The sequence below is a fragment of the Asticcacaulis machinosus genome, from assembly GCF_028550435.1.
Lineage (GTDB): Bacteria > Pseudomonadota > Alphaproteobacteria > Caulobacterales > Caulobacteraceae > Asticcacaulis > Asticcacaulis machinosus.
On sequence record NZ_JAQQKV010000002.1, the window covers coordinates 546806 to 565940 of the forward strand.

The 19135-nt window shown below is 59.1% G+C and carries 11 protein-coding genes; 9 read left to right on the forward strand and 2 right to left on the reverse strand.

Annotation, left to right across the window (positions count from 1 at the left end):
• The first annotated feature begins 4 nt into the window (after window positions 1-4).
• From rplT to PQU98_RS10970, 9 genes are all read left to right on the forward strand, one after another.
• Window positions 5-364, forward strand: coding sequence for a 50S ribosomal protein L20 (rplT, locus tag PQU98_RS10930; protein ID WP_272744979.1), 360 nt, complete (start codon window positions 5-7; stop codon window positions 362-364).
• Window positions 365-557: 193 nt separating this feature from the next.
• On the forward strand, window positions 558-1853 hold the full coding sequence (locus PQU98_RS10935) for a hypothetical protein (protein WP_272744980.1): 1296 nt from the start codon (window positions 558-560) through the stop codon (window positions 1851-1853).
• Window positions 1850-2146 carry a hypothetical protein gene (locus tag PQU98_RS10940; RefSeq protein WP_272744981.1) on the forward strand — a complete coding sequence of 99 codons (297 nt, stop codon included), beginning with the start codon at window positions 1850-1852 and terminating at the stop codon, window positions 2144-2146. Before PQU98_RS10935 ends, PQU98_RS10940 begins: the two co-directional genes overlap by 4 nt.
• A 74-nt stretch (window positions 2147-2220) precedes the next feature.
• Window positions 2221-4239, forward strand: coding sequence for a phosphocholine-specific phospholipase C (locus PQU98_RS10945; protein ID WP_272744982.1), 2019 nt, complete (start codon window positions 2221-2223; stop codon window positions 4237-4239).
• A 275-nt stretch (window positions 4240-4514) separates the two neighbouring features.
• Window positions 4515-5588: a phenylalanine--tRNA ligase subunit alpha gene (gene pheS, locus PQU98_RS10950; protein WP_272744983.1), complete on the forward strand. Its 1074-nt coding sequence runs from the start codon at window positions 4515-4517 to the stop codon at window positions 5586-5588.
• Between the two features lie 54 nt (window positions 5589-5642).
• Window positions 5643-8024 carry a phenylalanine--tRNA ligase subunit beta gene (gene pheT / locus PQU98_RS10955; RefSeq protein ID WP_272744984.1) on the forward strand — a complete coding sequence of 794 codons (2382 nt, stop codon included), beginning with the start codon at window positions 5643-5645 and terminating at the stop codon, window positions 8022-8024.
• A 127-nt stretch (window positions 8025-8151) separates the two neighbouring features.
• Entirely contained in the window at window positions 8152-9948 is a 1797-nt protein-coding gene (locus PQU98_RS10960) for a DUF1800 domain-containing protein (protein WP_272744985.1), read from the forward strand.
• A gap of 10 nt (window positions 9949-9958) precedes the next feature.
• The gene (locus PQU98_RS10965; protein WP_272744986.1) at window positions 9959-11362 is read left to right on the forward strand and encodes a DUF1501 domain-containing protein; all 1404 of its coding nucleotides are present in this window, start codon (window positions 9959-9961) and stop codon (window positions 11360-11362) included.
• A gap of 133 nt (window positions 11363-11495) precedes the next feature.
• Window positions 11496-11711 (forward strand): flagellar basal body rod C-terminal domain-containing protein, encoded by a 216-nt coding sequence (locus tag PQU98_RS10970; RefSeq protein WP_272744987.1) that lies wholly within the window; start codon window positions 11496-11498, stop codon window positions 11709-11711.
• Between the two features lie 112 nt (window positions 11712-11823).
• Here PQU98_RS10970 and pbpC read toward each other — a convergent pair whose 3' ends face one another.
• Both pbpC and PQU98_RS10980 read right to left on the reverse strand, forming a co-directional pair.
• Window positions 11824-13878, reverse strand: a complete 2055-nt coding sequence (pbpC, locus tag PQU98_RS10975; protein ID WP_272744988.1) for a penicillin-binding protein 1C — start codon at window positions 13876-13878, stop codon at window positions 11824-11826.
• A gap of 115 nt (window positions 13879-13993) precedes the next feature.
• The gene (locus tag PQU98_RS10980; RefSeq protein ID WP_272744989.1) at window positions 13994-18997 is read right to left on the reverse strand and encodes an alpha-2-macroglobulin family protein; all 5004 of its coding nucleotides are present in this window, start codon (window positions 18995-18997) and stop codon (window positions 13994-13996) included.
• Between the last annotated feature and the right edge of the window lie 138 nt (window positions 18998-19135).

The following is a 19135-nucleotide window of genomic DNA, read 5'->3' on the forward strand; positions in this document are numbered from 1 at the left end:
AAACATGGCTCGCGTTAAAAGAGGCGTAACATCACACGCCAAGCACAAAAAAGTTCTGGCCCAGGCTAAAGGTTTTTCCGGCCGCCGCAAGAACACCATCCGCACCGCTAAGGCCGCCGTTGATAAGGCCGGTCAATATGCGTACCGCGACCGGCGCAACAAGAAGCGCAACTTCCGCGCTCTGTGGATTCAGCGTATCAATGCGGCTGCCCGCACCCACGGCTACACCTATTCGCAGTTCATCCACGGCCTGACCGTAGCTGAGATCGAAATCGACCGTAAGGTTCTGTCGGACATCGCGATGCACGACGCTGATGGCTTCAAGGCCATTGCCGATAAGGTTCGCGCTGCCCTCGCTGCCTAATTGATCTGAAAAGACAATCATTAAACCCCGTCATCATCAGGTGGCGGGGTTTTTTCATGTCCGAATCCCGACAGCCCGCTTTTCTTTTGACCACGTCTGTGGTTTCATTAACCATATGCAATATGCGAAAAAGTGTTAGCGGTTTTTCGCGCCAATATTGCAGGGGGAAATTGGGGACGGCGGGGGAATTTACGTGACCAGCGAAGTTTTATTGATGAACCTTGAAGCCGTCGTTCTGGGGGCCGACAGCGCGGTCACCATATCGGACGGCGAGGCTTATCGCGTATCGCAATCCGGCGTCGAAAAGATCTTCGTCATCGATGAAACCGCGCCCGTGGCGGCCATGATCTATGGCGGTGGCGATTTCGGCGGATTGCCGTGGAAGACGGTGTTTGGTCAGTTTAAACTTCAGCATAAGCCCGACATAGGTTCGGTCAAAGCCTATGCCAAATCGATGATCGCAGGCCTGTCCGACATTTCAGGGCTGGGCCTGACGCCCCATTCTGACGCCGAGCAGCAGAGTTTTTCGGCCTATATCCGCGGGTTTCTGCTCGATTATGCCGCCCATATGGTCAGTCTGGGCTGGGAGTTTGCCCGTCCCGTCAATACTGACATCGCCACACGGGCCCTAAGCGCTCTGCGTGAGGATATTCTGTTCGAAGCCATCGATCCGATCACCTCAGCGGATCACACCGGTAAGGCGCCCGACCCCGTGCCCCGCCGCCGGATCGAGGCCGGGCAATCCCTGACCGACTATATTTATGCCCACATCGGCAATACCTTAAGCGAGGAAATGGGCCGCATATTTGAGGGCGCGCAATATCCGGAATCACTGATCCGTGAGGTGCTGAAACTGGCCGCCGAATCCCTGCTGCTGGAGTGGCTGCCGGAACATACCTATGGCTATACGACCGGCCTTGTAATCGCAGGTTTCGGGGCTGCCGATGCCCTGCCCGCTATGGTATCTCTGGAATTTATCGGCGCGTTTGGCGGCACGCTCAAATACCGCATCCTGCGCAGTGACAGCCCCAGCGCGGCCTCGGAACCCGTCATTGTTGAGACCTATGCTCAGGATGATCTGACCCGCGCCTTCCTGACCGGGGCCATGCCGGAATATGAGCACCATGCCCTGCACGCCACCGAAGATATTCTGCTGGCGGTTATCAAGGAAATCGGCGGCAGCATCGGCCAGACCAATCGCAAGCTGTCCGACGAACTGGTCAAGGCCCTGCGCCCCATCGCCCATATGGCCCCGCACGCCGGTCTGCATGTGGCGCGCATGGAACGCTGGCACCGGGTCAGCATGAAGCTGGGGCCCTTGCTGGATTCGGCCAATGCCGCCATTTTGGCCGACTATGCGCATAAGTTCATGGAATTGCCGGTGATCGAGCACGAACTGATGCGGGAGACCAGCGTAGCACGGCCGGTATCGATCCTCAGCCTGGAACGCGGCCGCTATCAGGCTTACCGCGACGGAGTGAAGCTATGAACATGACCGCAATCATTCAGTCGGCCCGCAAGCTGACCGCCACGCGCAAAATCCTGCGCGAACTGATGCGCGAAACCGGCCCGCATGAAGGCGTGCGCCTGACGCCCGCCAAACGCCGCTTACAGGACATGTTCCGCAAAAAAACCTCACCCTTTGCCCTGAAAGCCGGTCAGGTCGAGGTGTGGCTGGAGGATATTCACCAGCATCATCCGTCCTTTTTCGATGAGGTTGAGGCCGCTAAAACCGATACCGATAAAAAATCCGCGCTCAAGCAGCGAAGCGTTAGCGCATAAATAAAGCAGCCTGATCGTCACCAATATGTCAAACGTCGTGGTTAAGGCTTAGGCTCTGCCCAAGGATTACCACCATGCCCCACACCCGCCGCACCCTGCTGAAAGCCGCCGCTGCGTTCGCTGCCTTTCCGGCCATTGCCCGCGCCCTTGATATTCCGGCGAAAGTCCGCACCGGAACCATCAAGGATGTTGAGTATATCGTCATCCTGATGCAGGAAAACCGGTCATTCGATCACTATTTCGGGGCGATGAACGGGGTGCAGGGCTTTGGTGACCGCTTCCCGATTCCGGCAATTGGCAACCGCACTGTTTTTGCCCAGCCCCGTGAGGAAGATCAGGCACGCCTGATTGCACCCTTTGCACTTAATACCACCAAAGATTTCCGCCTGATGCGGGTTGAGGGCACGCCCCACAGCTTTAAAGATGCGCAAGCGGCCTGGGATCACGGACGGATGAGCAACTGGCCTGCCGCCAAGCACAACCATTCGATGGGTTATTTCACGCGCGAGGATATTCCGTTCCAGTACGCGCTGGCGGACGCCTTTACCCTCTGTGACGCCTATTTCTGTTCGATGCACTCCGGCACCAATCCCAACCGGGTGTTTCACTGGACGGGTAAAAACACAGGGCCTAATGGCCCGGTCATCGACAACGGCTATGATGAACTGAAGAATGACCCCAAGGGGCACGGCGGCTATGACTGGACAACCTATCCTGAGCGCCTGAGCGCCGCCGGCGTGTCCTGGCAGGTCTACCAGAACATGAAGGACAACTTCACCGACAACCCTCTGGTAGGTTTCAAAACTTACCGGGCGGCGGACAAAGCCTCGGGCGGCAAGCTGGCTGAACTGGCCACACGATCCGTGCGCACGCGCGATCTGGATAAACTGAAAGCAGACGTGCTGGCGGGCACCTTACCGCAGGTGTCATGGATCGTCGGCACCGCCGAAGGGTCTGAGCATCCGTCGACCTCTTCACCCGCGCAGGGGGCGGATTATACATCTAAGGTGCTAGATGCCCTGACCGCCAACCCTGAGGTGTGGGCCAAGACCGTCTTCCTGATCAATTTCGATGAAAATGATGGCTATTTCGACCATGTGCCGCCGCCCGCACCGCCATCCCTGGATAAAGACGGAGCGCCACTCGGCTTTGCTGACGGGGCGGAACAGGAATACCATCAGGGCGATGACCAATACCGCAACCGCCCCTATGGCCTGGGGCCGCGCGTGCCGATGTATGTGATTTCGCCGTGGTCAAGGGGCGGCTATGTCGCTTCGGAAGTGTTCGACCACACCTCGGTCATCCGCTTTATCGAAGCCCGTTTCGGCGTGCATGAACCCAATATTTCACCGTGGCGACGGGCCGTGTGCGGCGACCTGACCTCGTGTTTCGATTTCAAGACGCCCAATGATCAGCCGTTTTTTGCCGCCATGCCCCACACGACCGAACGGGCCGATCGCGCCCGCAAACTTGGTGGCGAGACCATGCCCCCTTTGCCGGATGCCCTGATCGCCCCGGTTCAGGAGCAGGGTTTGCGCAAACGGCGTGCGACGCCGTACCGGATAGACTGTGATCTGCGCGGCGAGGCCGGTCTCAGGCGACTGGTTTTTATCAACTGGCAGCAAAGTTTACGCGCCGCCGTTTTTCATCTTTATGACCTCAATAAACTGTATGATATCCCCAAGAGGTACACCATTGGTCCCGATGAGGACGCAAGCTATTCTGTGCCCAAAGGCAAGTTTGATCTCTGGGTGACGGGCCCCAATAGCTTCCATCGCCATTTTAAAGGCAGTGAAATACCCTTTTTCGCGTTCGTTGATGACCGAGGCCTGATCGTAAAAAATGAAACCCACCTGCCGTTAAAGCTTAGCTGCCGTGACAATGCCTATGGCCATGCACTGCGCTCCATAGAGATTGAACCGGGCGAAGGCGCTGAAATCACGGTGCCTCTGGTTCTGGCCAAAACCCATGGCTGGTACGATTTGACACTCAGTGTTGAAACCTACAGCCTGCGCCTTAGCGGTCATATCGAAGATGGTAAGCCATCGATGTCCGATCCGGCCGCCTTTGGTCTGGCACGATTGCAGGTGTAACTCCCTCCTCCCTACGAAGTGGGGAGGTGGCAGACCGCCTTCGGCGGGATGACGGAGGGGGATTAAGCTGGCGATAAATCAAACTCACACTAAACCATGTGCCCCACTGTTTACCCCATCCCCCCTCCGTCATTCTTCGCTGTGCTTGAACGCCACCCGCTCCGGCGGCCCGGCCCCCATGCCTGCGGCATAGGGAGGAGAAAGAAGCACTTTCCTCTTTATCCGCAGAAGTGTTTGCCTTAAACACACGCGACCTGTTTTAATCACGTGATGTCATGAACACCTATTCCGCGTTACAAACTGAAATCGAGGCTGAGATTGCCGCAGCCAGCGACCTTACGGCGCTTGACGGCGTGCGGGTATCGGCCCTGGGCAAGACCGGCCGCATTTCCGGCCTGTTGAAGACGCTGGGCACTCTGCCGCCAGAGGAGCGCAAGGCCACGGGTGCTGCTATCAATGCCATGCGCGATGCCGTGCAATCGGTACTGGATGCCCGCAAGGATGTGCTTGAGGCCGAACACCTGACCAAACGGCTGGAAAGCGAGCGCGTTGACCTATCACTGCCGTCCGCCCCGCGCCCCAAGGGCGGCGTCCACCCGACCATGCAGGTCATGGATGAGATGATCGCCATCTTCGCCGATATGGGCTTTGAGGTCGCCGAAGGGCCGGACATCGAAGACGATTTCCATAACTTCACCGCGCTCAACTTTCCGGAAAAGCATCCGGCGCGGGAGATGCACGACACGTTCTTTTTCCACCCCAACGAAGGTGGAGTCAGGAAACTGCTGCGCACCCATACCTCGCCGGTACAGATCCGCAGCATGATTTCGGGCAAGCCGCCGTTTCGCCTGATCGTGCCGGGGCGTGTCTTCCGCAACGATTCCGATCAGACCCACACCCCGATGTTCCATCAGATCGAAGGTCTGGTGATCGACAAAACCATCCATATGGGTCACCTGAAATGGGTGTTCGATACCTTTATCGCGCGCTTTTTTGAGACCGACACAGTCATCACCCAGTTTCGCCCGCACCACTTCCCGTTCACCGAACCCTCGGCCGAAATGGATGTGCGCTATACCCGCAACGGCAATGAGCTGAAAATCGGTGACGGCGACAAGTGGATGGAAATCTTAGGCTCCGGCATGGTCCATCCGAATGTCCTGACCGCCTGCGGGATCGACCCGAACGAGTATCAGGGCTTTGCCTTTGGCATGGGCGTCGATCGTCTGGCCATGCTTAAATACGGCGTGCCTGATCTGCGCGATATGTTCGCCGCCGATACCCGCTGGCTCAGCCACTATGGCTTTAGCGGGTTTAACGCGCCAAACAGCGCAAGTGGCCTTTCCTGATTTAGAGATTTAAGACGAGGGGCCGGGAGGCCCCTCGACCCCGGAACATAAGATATGAAATTCTCCCTAAGCTGGCTCAAAGATCACCTCGATACCGACGCCGATATCAACGCGGTCGCCGACGCCATGACTATGGCCGGGCTTGAGGTCGAAGACATTCACGATCCGGCAAAGCTGCTGACGCCCTTTACTGTCGCCAAGGTCGTATCCGCCGCTCAGCACCCGAACGCCGACCGTTTGCAGGTCTTGCAGGTCGATACCGTCGATGGCCGCAAAGAAATCGTCTGCGGCGCACCCAATGCCCGCGCCGGTCTGACCACCATCTATGCGCCGATTGGCGCTTACGTGCCGGGCCTTGATGTCACCCTGGTCGAAAAGCCGGTGCGCGGCGTCATCTCCAACGGCATGATGTGCTCGGCATCCGAATTGCAACTGTCTGATGAGAGCGACGGGATTTTGGAACTGTCCGACGATCTGGCCGTCGGTACCCCGGCAGCGGTCGTTTTTGGCGCGGAACCGGTTATCGATTTCGAAGTCACACCAAACCGCCCTGACTGGCTAGGCGTGCACGGTATCGCCCGCGATCTGGCCGCCACCGGTTTGGGTACGTTCACCGACAAAGCCATAGAGCCGGTCAAAGGCACCTTCCCGTCGCCTATTTCGGTTAAGGTCGATGGCGACGCCTGCCCCTATTTTTCAGGTCGCGTCATCAGAGGTGTGAAAAACGGCCCGTCGCCCAAGTGGTTGCAGGATAAGCTGACTTCGATCGGCCTCAAGCCGATTTCAGCTCTGGTCGATATCACCAACTACCTGTCGTTTGACCGCGCCCGCCCACTGCACGTCTATGATCTGAAAAAGCTGTCCGGCAATGTGATTGAGGCCGGACTGTCAACCGACGGTGCCGAGGTTCTGGCGCTGGATGGCAAGACCTATAAACTCACCGCCGACATGTGCGCCATCAGCGACGCCTCCGGTGTGATCGGCGTAGGCGGCATCATGGGCGGCGAGTCGACCGGCGTGTCCGACGACACCACCGATGTGTTCCTTGAATGTGCCTGGTTCGATCCGATCCGCACGGCGCAAACCGGCCGCGACACCAAGATCACCTCAGACGCGCTTTATCGGTTCGCGCGCGGCGTTGATCCGGAATCGGTCGTGCCGGGTCTGGAGCTGGCCACCCGTCTGATTCTTGACCTGTGCGGCGGTGAGGCGTCTGAGGTTGTCGTGGATGGCGCGCCGCCCGCCCGCCGCCCTGACGTGACTTTTGATCCGGCCTATGTCGGCCAACTGACCGGCCTTGACGTCGGGCATGATCAGATTGAAACCATCCTGACCGCCCTTGGGTTTGGCGTCACCAAAGGCGCTGCGTGGACGGTGTCCGTGCCGTCCTTCCGCCGTGATGTGGACGGTAAGGCCGATCTGGTCGAAGAAGTCGCGCGCATCTATGGCTTTAACAAAATCCCATCGACGCCTTTGCCGACGGTCGCGCCGAAAAATGGCGGCGTCCTGACACCCCAACAGGCCCGCGCCCGCACGGCCCGCCGCGCTCTGGCGGCGTTTGGCTATTCGGAGGCGGTCACATGGTCGTTTATGCGCAAGGATTGGGCCGAGGCTTTCGGTGGCGGCGACGACACACTGGTGCTGGCCAATCCGATCGCGTCAGAACTGAACTGCATGCGCCCGTCCGTCCTGCCCAACCTGCTCGAAGCCGCCGGTCGCAACGCGTCGAAGGGCTTTGCCGGGGCGCAACTGTTTGAAATCGGGCCGGTCTATTTCGGTGATGAACCTAACGACCAGAAAACGGTGATTACCGCCATCAAAGCCCCCGCCAAAGTGCGCCACTGGTCGGCCACCGGCGAAGACGCCCTGTTTGCGCTGAAATCCGACCTGATGCGCCTGCTAGAAGAGATCAATGTGCCGACAGCCTCCCTTCAACTGGTGCAGGGGTCAAACTCTGCGCACTGGCATCCCGGCCGTTCAGCCCGCCTGCAACTTGGGCCCAAGCAGGTGCTGGCTGAATTCGGTGAACTGCACCCCAGTGTGTTGAAAACGCTCGATCTTGACGGCGCTTATGTCGGTTTTGAAATCCGCCTCGACCTGCTGCCGCAACCGAAAGCCAAGTCCGGCAAATCTAAGGGGGCGCTTAGCATCTCCAACCTGATGCCGCTGACCCGTGATTTCGCGTTTATCGCCGCAGACAGTCTGGCTGCCGGTGATCTGGTACGTGCCATCAAGGGCGCGGATAAGGTGCTGATTTCCGACGCTCAGGTGTTTGATATCTATAAGGGTGCGGGTGTCGCGGACGGTCAGAAATCGGTCGCGGTCGAAGTGACCCTGACGCCGCAGGATAAGACCCTGACCGACGCCGATATCGAGGCTGTCTCACAAAAAATCATCGCCGCCGCAGGCAAAATCGGTGCAACCCTTAGAGGATAGCCTGTTTATAAGGATAGCATTCGGAATATAGGCTTAACGGCAACCATATATCCCATATGTTGAAAATCCTTAACCTTTGCGTGCCAGCCTCCTAAGCCTATGTGTCAGCATATGGGGCGCGGGGCAAATGGACAGGTCGGAAACAACATTCCCTGAGAATGACAGCCGTGGTGCGGACGATCCCGCGCCGCCTGAGATCGCGAGTACAGTCGCGTCGGATATACATCCGGCCGCTGTCGCTATCGCTTCGGCCTCCCTGCTCTTGTCCGCATGTGGTGGCGGGGGCGGAGGCGGCGGAGGCGGCGGAGGCGGCTCTGGCGGAGGCGTCAGTCCCCCACCCCCACCGGTCGCGCAAGTCACCACCTCACAGGCCGCGCGGTTTCTACTTCAGGCGCAGTTTTCGGCCTCTGAATCCGATGTCAGCAATGTCCAGTCATCAGGCATTTCCGGCTGGCTCGATGCCCGCATGAACGAGGCGCCGGGGCCGACGGGCGTGGCCTGGCTCGATTCCCGCGGCCACAATGCCATCACCTCTGAGCAGACTTACTTTAATCCGGTGTTCGGCGACTGGATGATCTGGAATCAGGTACTGACCAGTCCCGATCAACTCCGTAAACGCATCGCTTTGGCCCTGTCCGAGCATTTTGTGGTGTCGCTCAACCCCATTGACGGCTTTTATCCACCCTATTGCATCGCCGCCTACTGGGACATGCTGGCCAAAAACGCCTTTGGCAATTTCCGCACCCTGCTGGAGGACGTGACCTTAAGCGTAGCTATGGGCATCTATCTCAACACGCTCGGTAACCAGAAGGAAAACGCGCAAGGCCGGCAGCCTGACGAGAACTATGCCCGTGAGGTGATGCAGCTTTTCACCCTTGGCCTTTATCAGCTCAATAACGATGGTTCGATAAAGACCGACCTGTTAAGTGGCGCAAAGCTGGAAACCTACGCCCAATCCGATGTCACCAATCTGGCGCGAGTCTTTACCGGCTATGTGCGTGACGATACCGGTGTGGTCAACACCACTGTAGCCTGGGCCAGCTATCCGATCCCCAATACGCGCCATGCTACCAATCCGATGCGCCTGAACGCCAACCGGCATTCGATGCTGGCGGTTAATTTTCTGGGCACCAGCATCCCCGCAAATACCGAAGGTACGGCGGCACTCAAAACCGCGCTTGATGCCCTGTTCAATCATCCCAATGTCGGGCCTTTCTTTGCCCGCGCTATGATTCAGCGGCTAGTGACGTCAAACCCAAGTGCCGCCTATATCAACCGTGTGGCGTCGGCGTTCAACAATAATGGTTCCGGCGTGCGCGGCGATCTCAAGGCCTTCTGGAAAGCGCTGTTTACCGACCCGGAAGCCCTGACCGTACCCACCGGTGACACGGCGGGTAAGCTGCGCGAACCGATGATCCGGTTTATTCAATTGCTGCGCACCGCCGGTTTTACGTCCTGGAGCGGTAAGTACGAAGTCTACGACCTGACCAATCCTGATTTCGGGCTGGGCCAGAGCCCGCTACGCTCAGGGTCAGTGTTCAACTTCTTCCGTCCCGGTTATATCCCGCCCAATACGACGCTGGCCGACCGCAATGTCGTGGCGCCGGAGTTCCAGTTGGTCAACGAAAGCTCGATCGCCAGCTATATCAACTTCACCCTGCACGTCATGAAGAACGGTTATGCCGACATCGACCTGAACTATACCCGCCCGCTGACGATGGTGACGGATACCACGGCGCTGGTGAACTGGCTGAACCTTTACATGGCTGGCGATCAACTATCGCCGGCGACGATCAGCCTGATTAAAACCGCGCTTGATTCCGTGCCGGTCAGCGCCACCTCGACCGATGCCCAGAAACTCGACCGTATGTGGTCGGCCTTCCTGCTGGTGATCGCCAGCCCTGAATATCTGATCCAGAAGTGAGGCCGTAAACATGCACATTAACCGCTCAAAAGACCTCACCCGCCGCGCACTCCTTGGTCGAGCTGCCGCCCTTGGCGGGATGGGCGTCGCCGCCCCGCTGGCCATGAATCTGGCCAGTTTTGGCGAAGCCGCCGCTTTTAATGCCACCGACTATAAGGCCATTGTCTGCATCTTTTTGTACGGTGGCAACGACCACGCCCATACGGTTGTGCCTTATGACGCCACCAACCATGCACTCTATAGCAGTATCCGCGGCAGTATTGCCTATAGCCGCAGCCAACTGGCCGCCACCGCATTGACGCCGACGGGCCAGACCCTGCCGCACGGCCTGCAATATGCCCTGTCGCCGTCCCTGCCGGGCCTGAAAGCCCTGTTTGATCAAGGCCGTTTGGGCGTGCAGCTTAATATCGGGCCGCTGATTACGCCGCTGACCGTCGCGCAATATGAGCACCCCAACCGCACACTTTATCCCCTGCCGCCCAAGCTGTTCTCGCACAATGACCAGCAATCGGTCTGGCAGGCGCTGGGCTCAGAGGGAGCGACCATCGGCTGGGGCGGGCTGATGGGCGACCTTGCCCTGTCGTCCAACGGCCTGTCGACCATGACCTGCATTTCGGCGGCGGGTAATGCGGTGTTTCTGTCCGGTCAAAACGCGCTGCAATATCAGGTTGGCTCAAATGGTGCGGTCTCGATCGATGCTCTGCGCTATATCGCCACCGGCAACAACAATGTGCAGGACGCGCTCTATACTCTTCTGACCCAGAGCCGCACCCACCTGATGGAAGAGGAATATTCAAAGGTCGTCCGCCGCAGCATCGACCTGCAAGGCACGGTCAATAGCGCCATCGCGCCGGTTAATCTGACGACCAATTTCAATCCTGACGGTCAGGGTAATCCTCTGGCCAACCAGTTAAAAATCATTGCCCGCATGATCGGGGCGCGTAACACGCTGGGCACCAAGCGTCAGATCTATTTCGCGTCACTCGGCGGGTTTGATACCCATGACGGTCTGATGGAAGATCACCCGGCCCTGATGGCGCGGCTGGATGAAGCCATGCTGGCCTTTTATCAGGCCACCCTTGAACTTGGGGTGGCGGATAAGGTCACGACCTTCACCGCCTCTGACTTTGGCCGAACTCTGGCCTCAAACGGTGATGGCACCGACCACGGCTGGGGCGGGCATCACTTCATCATGGGCGGCGCGGTGAACGGTAAGAAGTTCTACGGCACAGCGCCGACCGTATCGATTACCGATGATGAGCAGGTGGGCCAGGGCCGCCTGTTGCCGACCACATCGGTCGATCAGTTTGCGGCAACGCTTGCACGCTGGTTCGGGGTTTCAAACACCGAACTGCCCGGCGTCCTGCCCAACCTTGGTAACTTTGCCAGCTCAAATTTAGGATTTATGGTGTAAATCCGTTAACCTGAAATCTATCCACAAGCTTAATCTTTTGAGCGCATCTTAAAGATCGGGCGCGCATCGCTAAAGGGTGCGCATGGCGGGGCAACGCATGCGGCGGGGCCTTTTTAGTATCGGATAGAGTACCATGCTGGCTATGAATACAGCCATTGGCGGGCTGATGAGCGCCCAGGCACGCTTTGACAAAAGTGCGGTCAAAACAGTTCAGGACATCACTCAGGGCAAGGATGTCGTTAGCGATTTCGTCGATCAGATTCAGGCCCGCACCGCCTTCGAAGCCAATATCAGCGTCATCAAGTCAGTCAACGAAGTCACCGGCCGTCTGCTGGATATGAAAGCCTAGCGCTCAAAAAGCGTAGCGTTAGCGCAACTTAAAATTCCGCTCAAGAAACGCAGTGTTAGCGCAAGGGGGCAAGCCCCCTTGACCCGGAACCTGGAACGAACCGTAAAGATTCTTAATCCACCGCCTTAACCCGCACCTTGACGTGGCGGGCGCGGTCTTGTTCATCAACCACCGCCACATCATAGAACCCCTCCTGAGCCGGAGACCATAAGGGTGCACCGTCGGCCCTGGGCAGGGCTTCGCCATTGACATACCATTGCAAGCCCTTACCCCGCGCCGACAGTTTCAGCCCGCGTTTCAGCGTGAAAGCCCCATCGGATGTTCGCGCGGCCACTTCGACAAACACGGTCGATCCATCGGGCGGAAACAGGATCACTGGTCCTGCACTTACGGTTTTCATCTCTTTGAGTGCTTCCGGTGGACGGTCCGGCGTCAGCACGTTCGGCAATTGCGCGGGGGCCTGCAGTTGATCGACGACATCGAACAACAGAGGGGCCGCCGCATCACGTCCGGTCATGTCGGCCCGCGCCCCGCCATCAGGCCGCCCCGTCCAGACCAGTATGGCATGACCGCCCGCCACCCCCACCGCCAGCGCGTCACGATAGCCGTAGGACGTACCGGTCTTATAGGCCGAACGACCTCCCGACTTCATGAGTGCTCCCGACAAACGCCCTGCCGGTGCCGGCGTTTCGCGCAGGATCGCCAGCGTCTTTTGCGCTGCATCCGCCGTCATCAGACGTGATCCCGACTGATAGGGCCGCAGCCGTGCCGCAGCCTCCGTCCACGCCAGCGGTTTGACCACGCCGTTGTCGCCCAGAGCTGCATAAAGCGATGCCAGATCGGCAAGCTTAATCCCCGCCCCGCCGAGTGCCAGCGCCAGACCGGCATCCTTCAACCCCGCCTTGGGCCGGATCAGCTGGATGCCCGCCCCTTCCAGCCGTGATGAAAACCCTTCGGCTCCGATCCGGTTCAGCACCGCCACCGCCGGGACATTGAGCGAATTGACCAGCGCGTCTTTGGCCGAGACCTCGCCATGAAACACCCGGTCGAAGTTTTCCGGCTGATAGTCGCCAAAGCGCGTCGGCGCATCCATCAGACGGGTTTCCGGCGCGATCACCCCGTCTTCAAAGCCGATGCCATAGATAAAGGGTTTCAGGCTCGATCCCGGCGATCTGATCCGCTGCATCATGTCGATCCAGCCGCCAGCGCGGTCCAAACCACCTGAGCCAACACTGGCCCTGACCGCGCGGGTTTTGATATCGATGACCATGATGGCCACCGAACTGTTCAGCCCTTGCGTCACAGCTGTCTGCCGTGCCAAAGCCTCCAATCGGGCCTGCAACGGGGCATCAATGGTGGTAATAACGGTCGCCTCCAATCCCCTGGCCTGCCGCGCCAGACGCCCCGCCGCATGCCAAGCTAAGGCCGGAAAGGCGGCGCGCCGCGTCACCAGTGGTTCCTCCATCGCCTCTTGTGAAACCGCTGGCGTAATCGCGCCCTTGTCCTGAAGGCGCAGTAACACCTCATTGCGAGCGTTAAGCGCCGCCTTTGGGTGACGATCCGGACGGCGCGCTTCGGGGGCTTGCGGCAGGGCAATCAGCAGGGCCTGTTCGCCGATGGTCAGGCTTTCCGGCTCATGACCGAAATAGGACAAGGACGCCGCGCGCACCCCCTCAAGATTTCCGCCGTAAGGTGCCAGGGTCAGATAGATCGACAGAATTTCGTGCTTGCTATATCGCGCCTCAAGCTGCACGGCCCGCAACACCTCGATTAGCTTGGACAGATAGGTGCGATCCTTGGGCGACAACAACCGCGCCGTCTGCATGGTGATGGTCGATCCCCCCGACACCACCGAGCCCGCTTGGACATTGGACGAAAATGCCCGAATGAGCGCCACCGGATCAACACCGTGATGAAGGTAAAACCGCTCATCCTCGACTTTAAGCAAATGGCGCACAAAGCTTTTGTCCGTACGCTGAAGATCAGCCCTGATACGCCAGCGCCCATCATCGACCGGCAGCGCCCGCAACCACACACCATTCCGATCCAGCGCCACCGCCGAAGCTTTTTGCGCCTTCGACATATCCGGCGGCAAAGCGAAATTTACCGCCGCGATCACCACCTGAACCGCGAGGAACATGATCAGGGCTTTGATAGCGATCGACATTCTCCTCCCCTGTTTACGGGGGAGGTGTCGCCGTCTATTGGCGACGGAGGGGGCGAACCGTCGCAGAAAGCCCCTCACCCTACCCTCTCCCCGCATGCGGGGAGAGGGAATTTCCTTACCGTCCGGCAATGGTGATCCTAGATCCCGCCGTGCGGGCATAAAGATCGGCGCGATAAAAATCCTTCACCTCAGCCCCCGGCAGATAAAAATCCCCCGGCGTGGTCGCCCGCGCAATATAGGCCATCGCAAAACCATTGGCCGCACTGACATCCAGCGCCGCGACATAACGGTCATCGCGCGCTTCCTGAACATCCAGCGCCGACAGCGCGCCCGCAAAACGGAACGGCCCAGCATTCGTGTCTTCATTGGTCAGGGTCGTCTCGATCTCAAAACCCGCCGGCAAGGCATCATCGACCACAATCGGACGGGTCTGGGCATAGGATGAACGTCCGGAGATGACCACCAGAACCTTTTGGCCTTGGGTCAGTTGCGCCGGATTAATCCGCGCCCCGTCAAGGGTGTAATAGGCCTTGTCCAGCGTAAAGCCTTTGTTTTCCGCGGGCGGGGCGGTCAGGGGATTCCCCGTCACCGTCACTGTCCGCCACAAGGCACCGGAACCGGTATTTTTAAAGCGCGCCTGCGCCACCGCGCCGACATTATAACGCGCCAGCGACCCTTGCGACGGGATGGCCGCCACCCCTTGGGCATCAATCTTTATCGGCCCCGCAGCCTTGAGCATATAGGACGCGGCCCGCAGGATAAACGCCTGTTCTTGGGTGTTCAGTCGTTCAGGGTCCTTCATCGAGGTTTCCAGACGTTTGGCCAGATCAGCCGCCATCGTCGCCTCCCCCGCTTCATAGGCCAGAGCCGTCACACCGGCCAGATCGCGCAGCGGCGATTGATACCAGTCATGGGGGTCTTTGTAGCCCAGCGCCTGCACCGCTTGTCTGAAGCCTGATCGCGCGCGGGCCTTATCGCCCATCATGGAAAGTGCCGCCGCCACCTGCGCGCGGGCCAGAGGTGAGCGCTCCGACTTGAACTGCACATCGTGATACCAGCGCAGCCGGGCCAGATCGCCATTGCCGCCCTTGGCCATGACATAGAGCGCATAGGCCGAAGCGCGTGACCGGATCTGGGCGGTAATATCGTCCTTTTGCAGTCCGAACCAGCCGCCGTCATAGGCTTTCAGGCGGTAATTAACGCTGGTGAACCCGTCGGGGCGCGACATATCACGCATGGCATTCATGGCCTTATCGAGCGCTTCTTGCGGCACATAGACGCCCTGTTTTTGCGCCTCAAGAATGAAATCGGTGGCAAAGGCCCCGACAAACCCTTCAGCGGCGCCATCACCGGCTTTCCAAAGGCCAAAGGCACCGTCCGCCGACTGACGATCCAGAATCCGGCCCACCGCCTGTTTCAGGATCATCTGCCCCCGCGACGCGGTTTTGGCATCAGTTAAGGACGGCGACACATAAAGCCACGGATAGGCTGCCGATGATATCTGCTCGGTGCAGCCATACGGATAGCGATTCAGCGCCGCTGCCAACGGGGTCGGATCGATCCCGCGGAACGGCGAATAGGACACCTGAATACTGATCGTGCCGGGTTGCAGCCCCTCAAGCAGAGCGCGCGGCGGCGCATAGGTCTGGTTCACGCCCTGCTGTTCGGTGAAGACCTGCGTGCGCGCGCCCCAACCGTTACGGGTTTGCAGCGGATAGTCCTCGTTGAAGCTGTAGCCCTCGGCCTTAAGCGACAAATTGACCGCCGAAATCCCGGCCCTTTGCGGTGCATTGATTTCGATGGCTTCCTGCACCCGCTGGCCGGTGCCCAGATTAAAAGCTTTTTTGAATTGGACGAACAGCCCTTTGAGGCCGGTCACCACCGCTTCATAAAGCCCCGTCTTGCCATCGACATTGTTAAGCTCCAGCGTCGCAAACGCCTTATCGCCAGGGGCCAGAAAGCGCGGCAGGGCCAGTTCAGCCACCACCGGTTCGCGCACCGTGATCGCCTCTTGAGAGGAACCCACCGCCTCATCGGTCCAGGCGACGGCCATGACCCTAAGCTCACCATTAAATTTCGGCACCTTAAGACGGACCACTGCCTTACCGTCAAAGCCGGTTTCCACCACACCCGACCACAGGGCCACGGTCTTGATCGGGGTGACGGTCAGACCTTCGCCGCCGATCTGATCGCCACCATAGTTCAGCTCTGCCGGTGCGCCGAGGTTAGGATCAAGCAGGCGGCCATAGTCATCGCGGTAATCAACCCCCAGCGCGCGCTTGCCAAAATACCAGCTTATCGGATCAGGCGCCTTAAACTTGGTCAGGTTCAATATGCCCTGATCGACCACCGCCAGCGACAGACGGGCCCGCTCACCCAGCTTGGCTCCGGATACCTTGACCGGCACCTCAAGCCAGGCATCGCCCATCTTATCGATCACCGGCTTTTGCGGCATACCTTTCGGGGTGTCGACGGCGACCGTTAATTTACGCGATTTGGGATCGAGCGGCACATAGATCAGGCCCATCGCCCGGCGCGGCTTGGGCGAGGCGACCGGATCACGCGGCTGCATGACCGAGACCATGATATAGACCCCGCCGCCCCAGCTTGCATCGGATTTCAGGCGCACCGTTGTGCCATCTTCGCCAACACGGACATGCTTCATGTCTATAAGGCGGTCAGACGCCACCGCAATCTGGGCCTCGCCTTCATATGGGGGTTTGAGGGTAAGCGTGATGGTGTCGCCTTGCACGTAGGCTTTTGTGCCCGCTGACAGGCGCACGAAATCGGGCGCATCGGCGGATTTCGCCGGATTACCCCAACCGGAGGCAAAGCGCACCACGGTGCGCGCGCCGGTTTGCGGATGTTCGATCTCAAGCCGGTAATCGCCCCAGTCGAGATTACGCGCAAAATTCAGGCCGGTATTGGCGTTAAGATCATAGCTCTTTTCCGACACGACCACATCGCGGGCCGTGCGCCGCCACGCCCAGCGGCCATCCTGCTGATACCAGTCATAGTTCCAGTTTTCCGACACCAGTCGTACCTTGACGCCTGAGGCCGCGATCTTTTGCCCCTGCGCATTCAGGCCGATAATATTGAACCCCAGACGCGGCGCTTCATTGCCCTTAGTGTCCTGAGCGTCGATCTTAACCCCCAGATACAGCGGCTTTGTCCGTATGCGGAGCGTTGTCGATTCCTTGACCGGACGCCCGCCCGGTTCAAACACCGATGAGGTCAAAAGCACCGATAGCGGCTGATCCGTATCGCCCGCCACACTGGCCTCCAGCGGGAAGGTCGCCTGCCCCTGACCATCAGTCACAGTTTCCGGCAGATTGACATATTTTTCCTCAAACGGGCTTTGCTCATTGCCGAAGCGATAGTCCTTAAAGGCCGGGAACGGATTGCTATCGGCGCGCACCCGCGCCTCACCGCCCACCGTCAGGCCGGAACCAACAGCCCCATAAAGAAAGCGCGCATTGACCCGCACCGCGCGCGCTTCATCAGGCCGCGTCAGGGGCTTATCGGCATCCGCCGCAATATCGACCCCCAGACGCTGAGGCGCGAAATCCTCAACCGCAAATGCGGCTGTACCCGCCGCCCCTTCAAGGCCCTCGACCTCAAGACGGGCCTGCCACTGGCCGCGCGGAGACGATTTCGGCAGGGCAATATCGGCAGCCACATAGCCGTTTTCGGATTTGTCGAACTTGACTCGAAACGCCTCGACCCCTGACGGGCGGGTGACGACCAAAGCGCCTTTGCGATCCTTGATGGCCTTGCCCTGCGGATCACGCACCATCGCCACCACGTGCACAGCTTCACCCGGACGATAGATACCGCGATCGGTATAGAGATAACCATCGACCATGCCCGCACCGGCACGACCCGCCGTCACCGCCTCATCCTGCCGCCCGCCTGTGCCCTTGGCCGTAAGGTCAACCGGCGCGCGATCAAGGTCAAGCGCGGTAAAGTCTTCGGCCGGGCCGTAAGCCATGACCATCTTCGGCGTCAGAGCGCCTTCGCCCTTGAGCAGCGCCGGATTGAAGCGCACCCGCCCGTCCGTGCCGGAACGCCCTTCGGCCAGATCCTCGCCGTTGCGCGCGACCAGCGCCACCCGCACGCCGCTTAAGGGCTTGGCCGATTTCAGGGAGCGTACCACCACGTCAAGGCCAGCCCCCGACGCCGGATTACCGGAATAGGTCATGAGCGCCATATCGGTATAGAGTATCCAGCGCCGGGCCTGCGCCGGTTGGTCATTTTCGGATTTGTCGCGCCCACCCGACGCATCACGCACCTTGACAACATAGGCGCCCGGCTTCAGATTTTTCAGCACCGCCCCCAGCGGAAATACGGTGGTTATACGCTCACCATTCCCGGCACGCACCGCGACCTTACCCGACCAGACCTTACCGCCGTTTTCATTAGGGCTATCCTCGCCCCATTCATAGTCGTAATCGCCCTCAGAGACTGGATCGGGGGCTGAGATATTCTGACGGACCAGATTGCGATCCGCCACCCGCCAGACCTCAAAGTTAAGCGACGTGACATTGAGCGTTTCAATGGCCACGCCATCGGAGTCTTCGCGCGGCAAAATGACGCCCTCGCCCGCAAAGCCGACATAGGGCGGCTTTTCACCAAAGGCGAAGTCCAGATCGACGTTTTTCTCAAGCTTATCATTGCCCTTACCCGGCAGCCCTTTCAGCAGGGTGATGCGCCGGTCGGTAAAGCCAAAGCCCGACACGCACAGGTTCGCTCCCTTGACCGATACCGCAGGCGTCGACGGCAATTCGGGCGAGACCAGCACATAGTCGCCATAAGGCTTTGACGGATCCAGATCGCGGCTGAACTCAATACAGGCGCGCGGTGACGCGGTTGAGGTGTCAAGGCTTTGTTTCCAGACTGCAAACCCAGCCGGTTTCTTATCCGAGGCACGCGGGGCATTTTTATCGCGTGGCTTACCGTACAGATTACCAACGGTCTCACTGATCGACACCGCCTCAGACGAGCGGTTGGCCCGTCCGCCGCCTTCGGTGGCCTTAGCGGTTAAGAAACCTACGCAAAACCCTGAGATAAGTACCGCCGCAGCCCCCGTGATCACGGTACGGTTTTGCCAATCAAACATGTTTGCCCCGCCTTGTTTGCTGCACTATGACGCCCCCCGAAGGTTTGCTCGTCTGCAATATTTGTTGCAAAAGAATAGCTGATTTAATGAAAGATCAATCTTTGTTTTGTGAATTAATCAAATTATCTTACAGGAAGA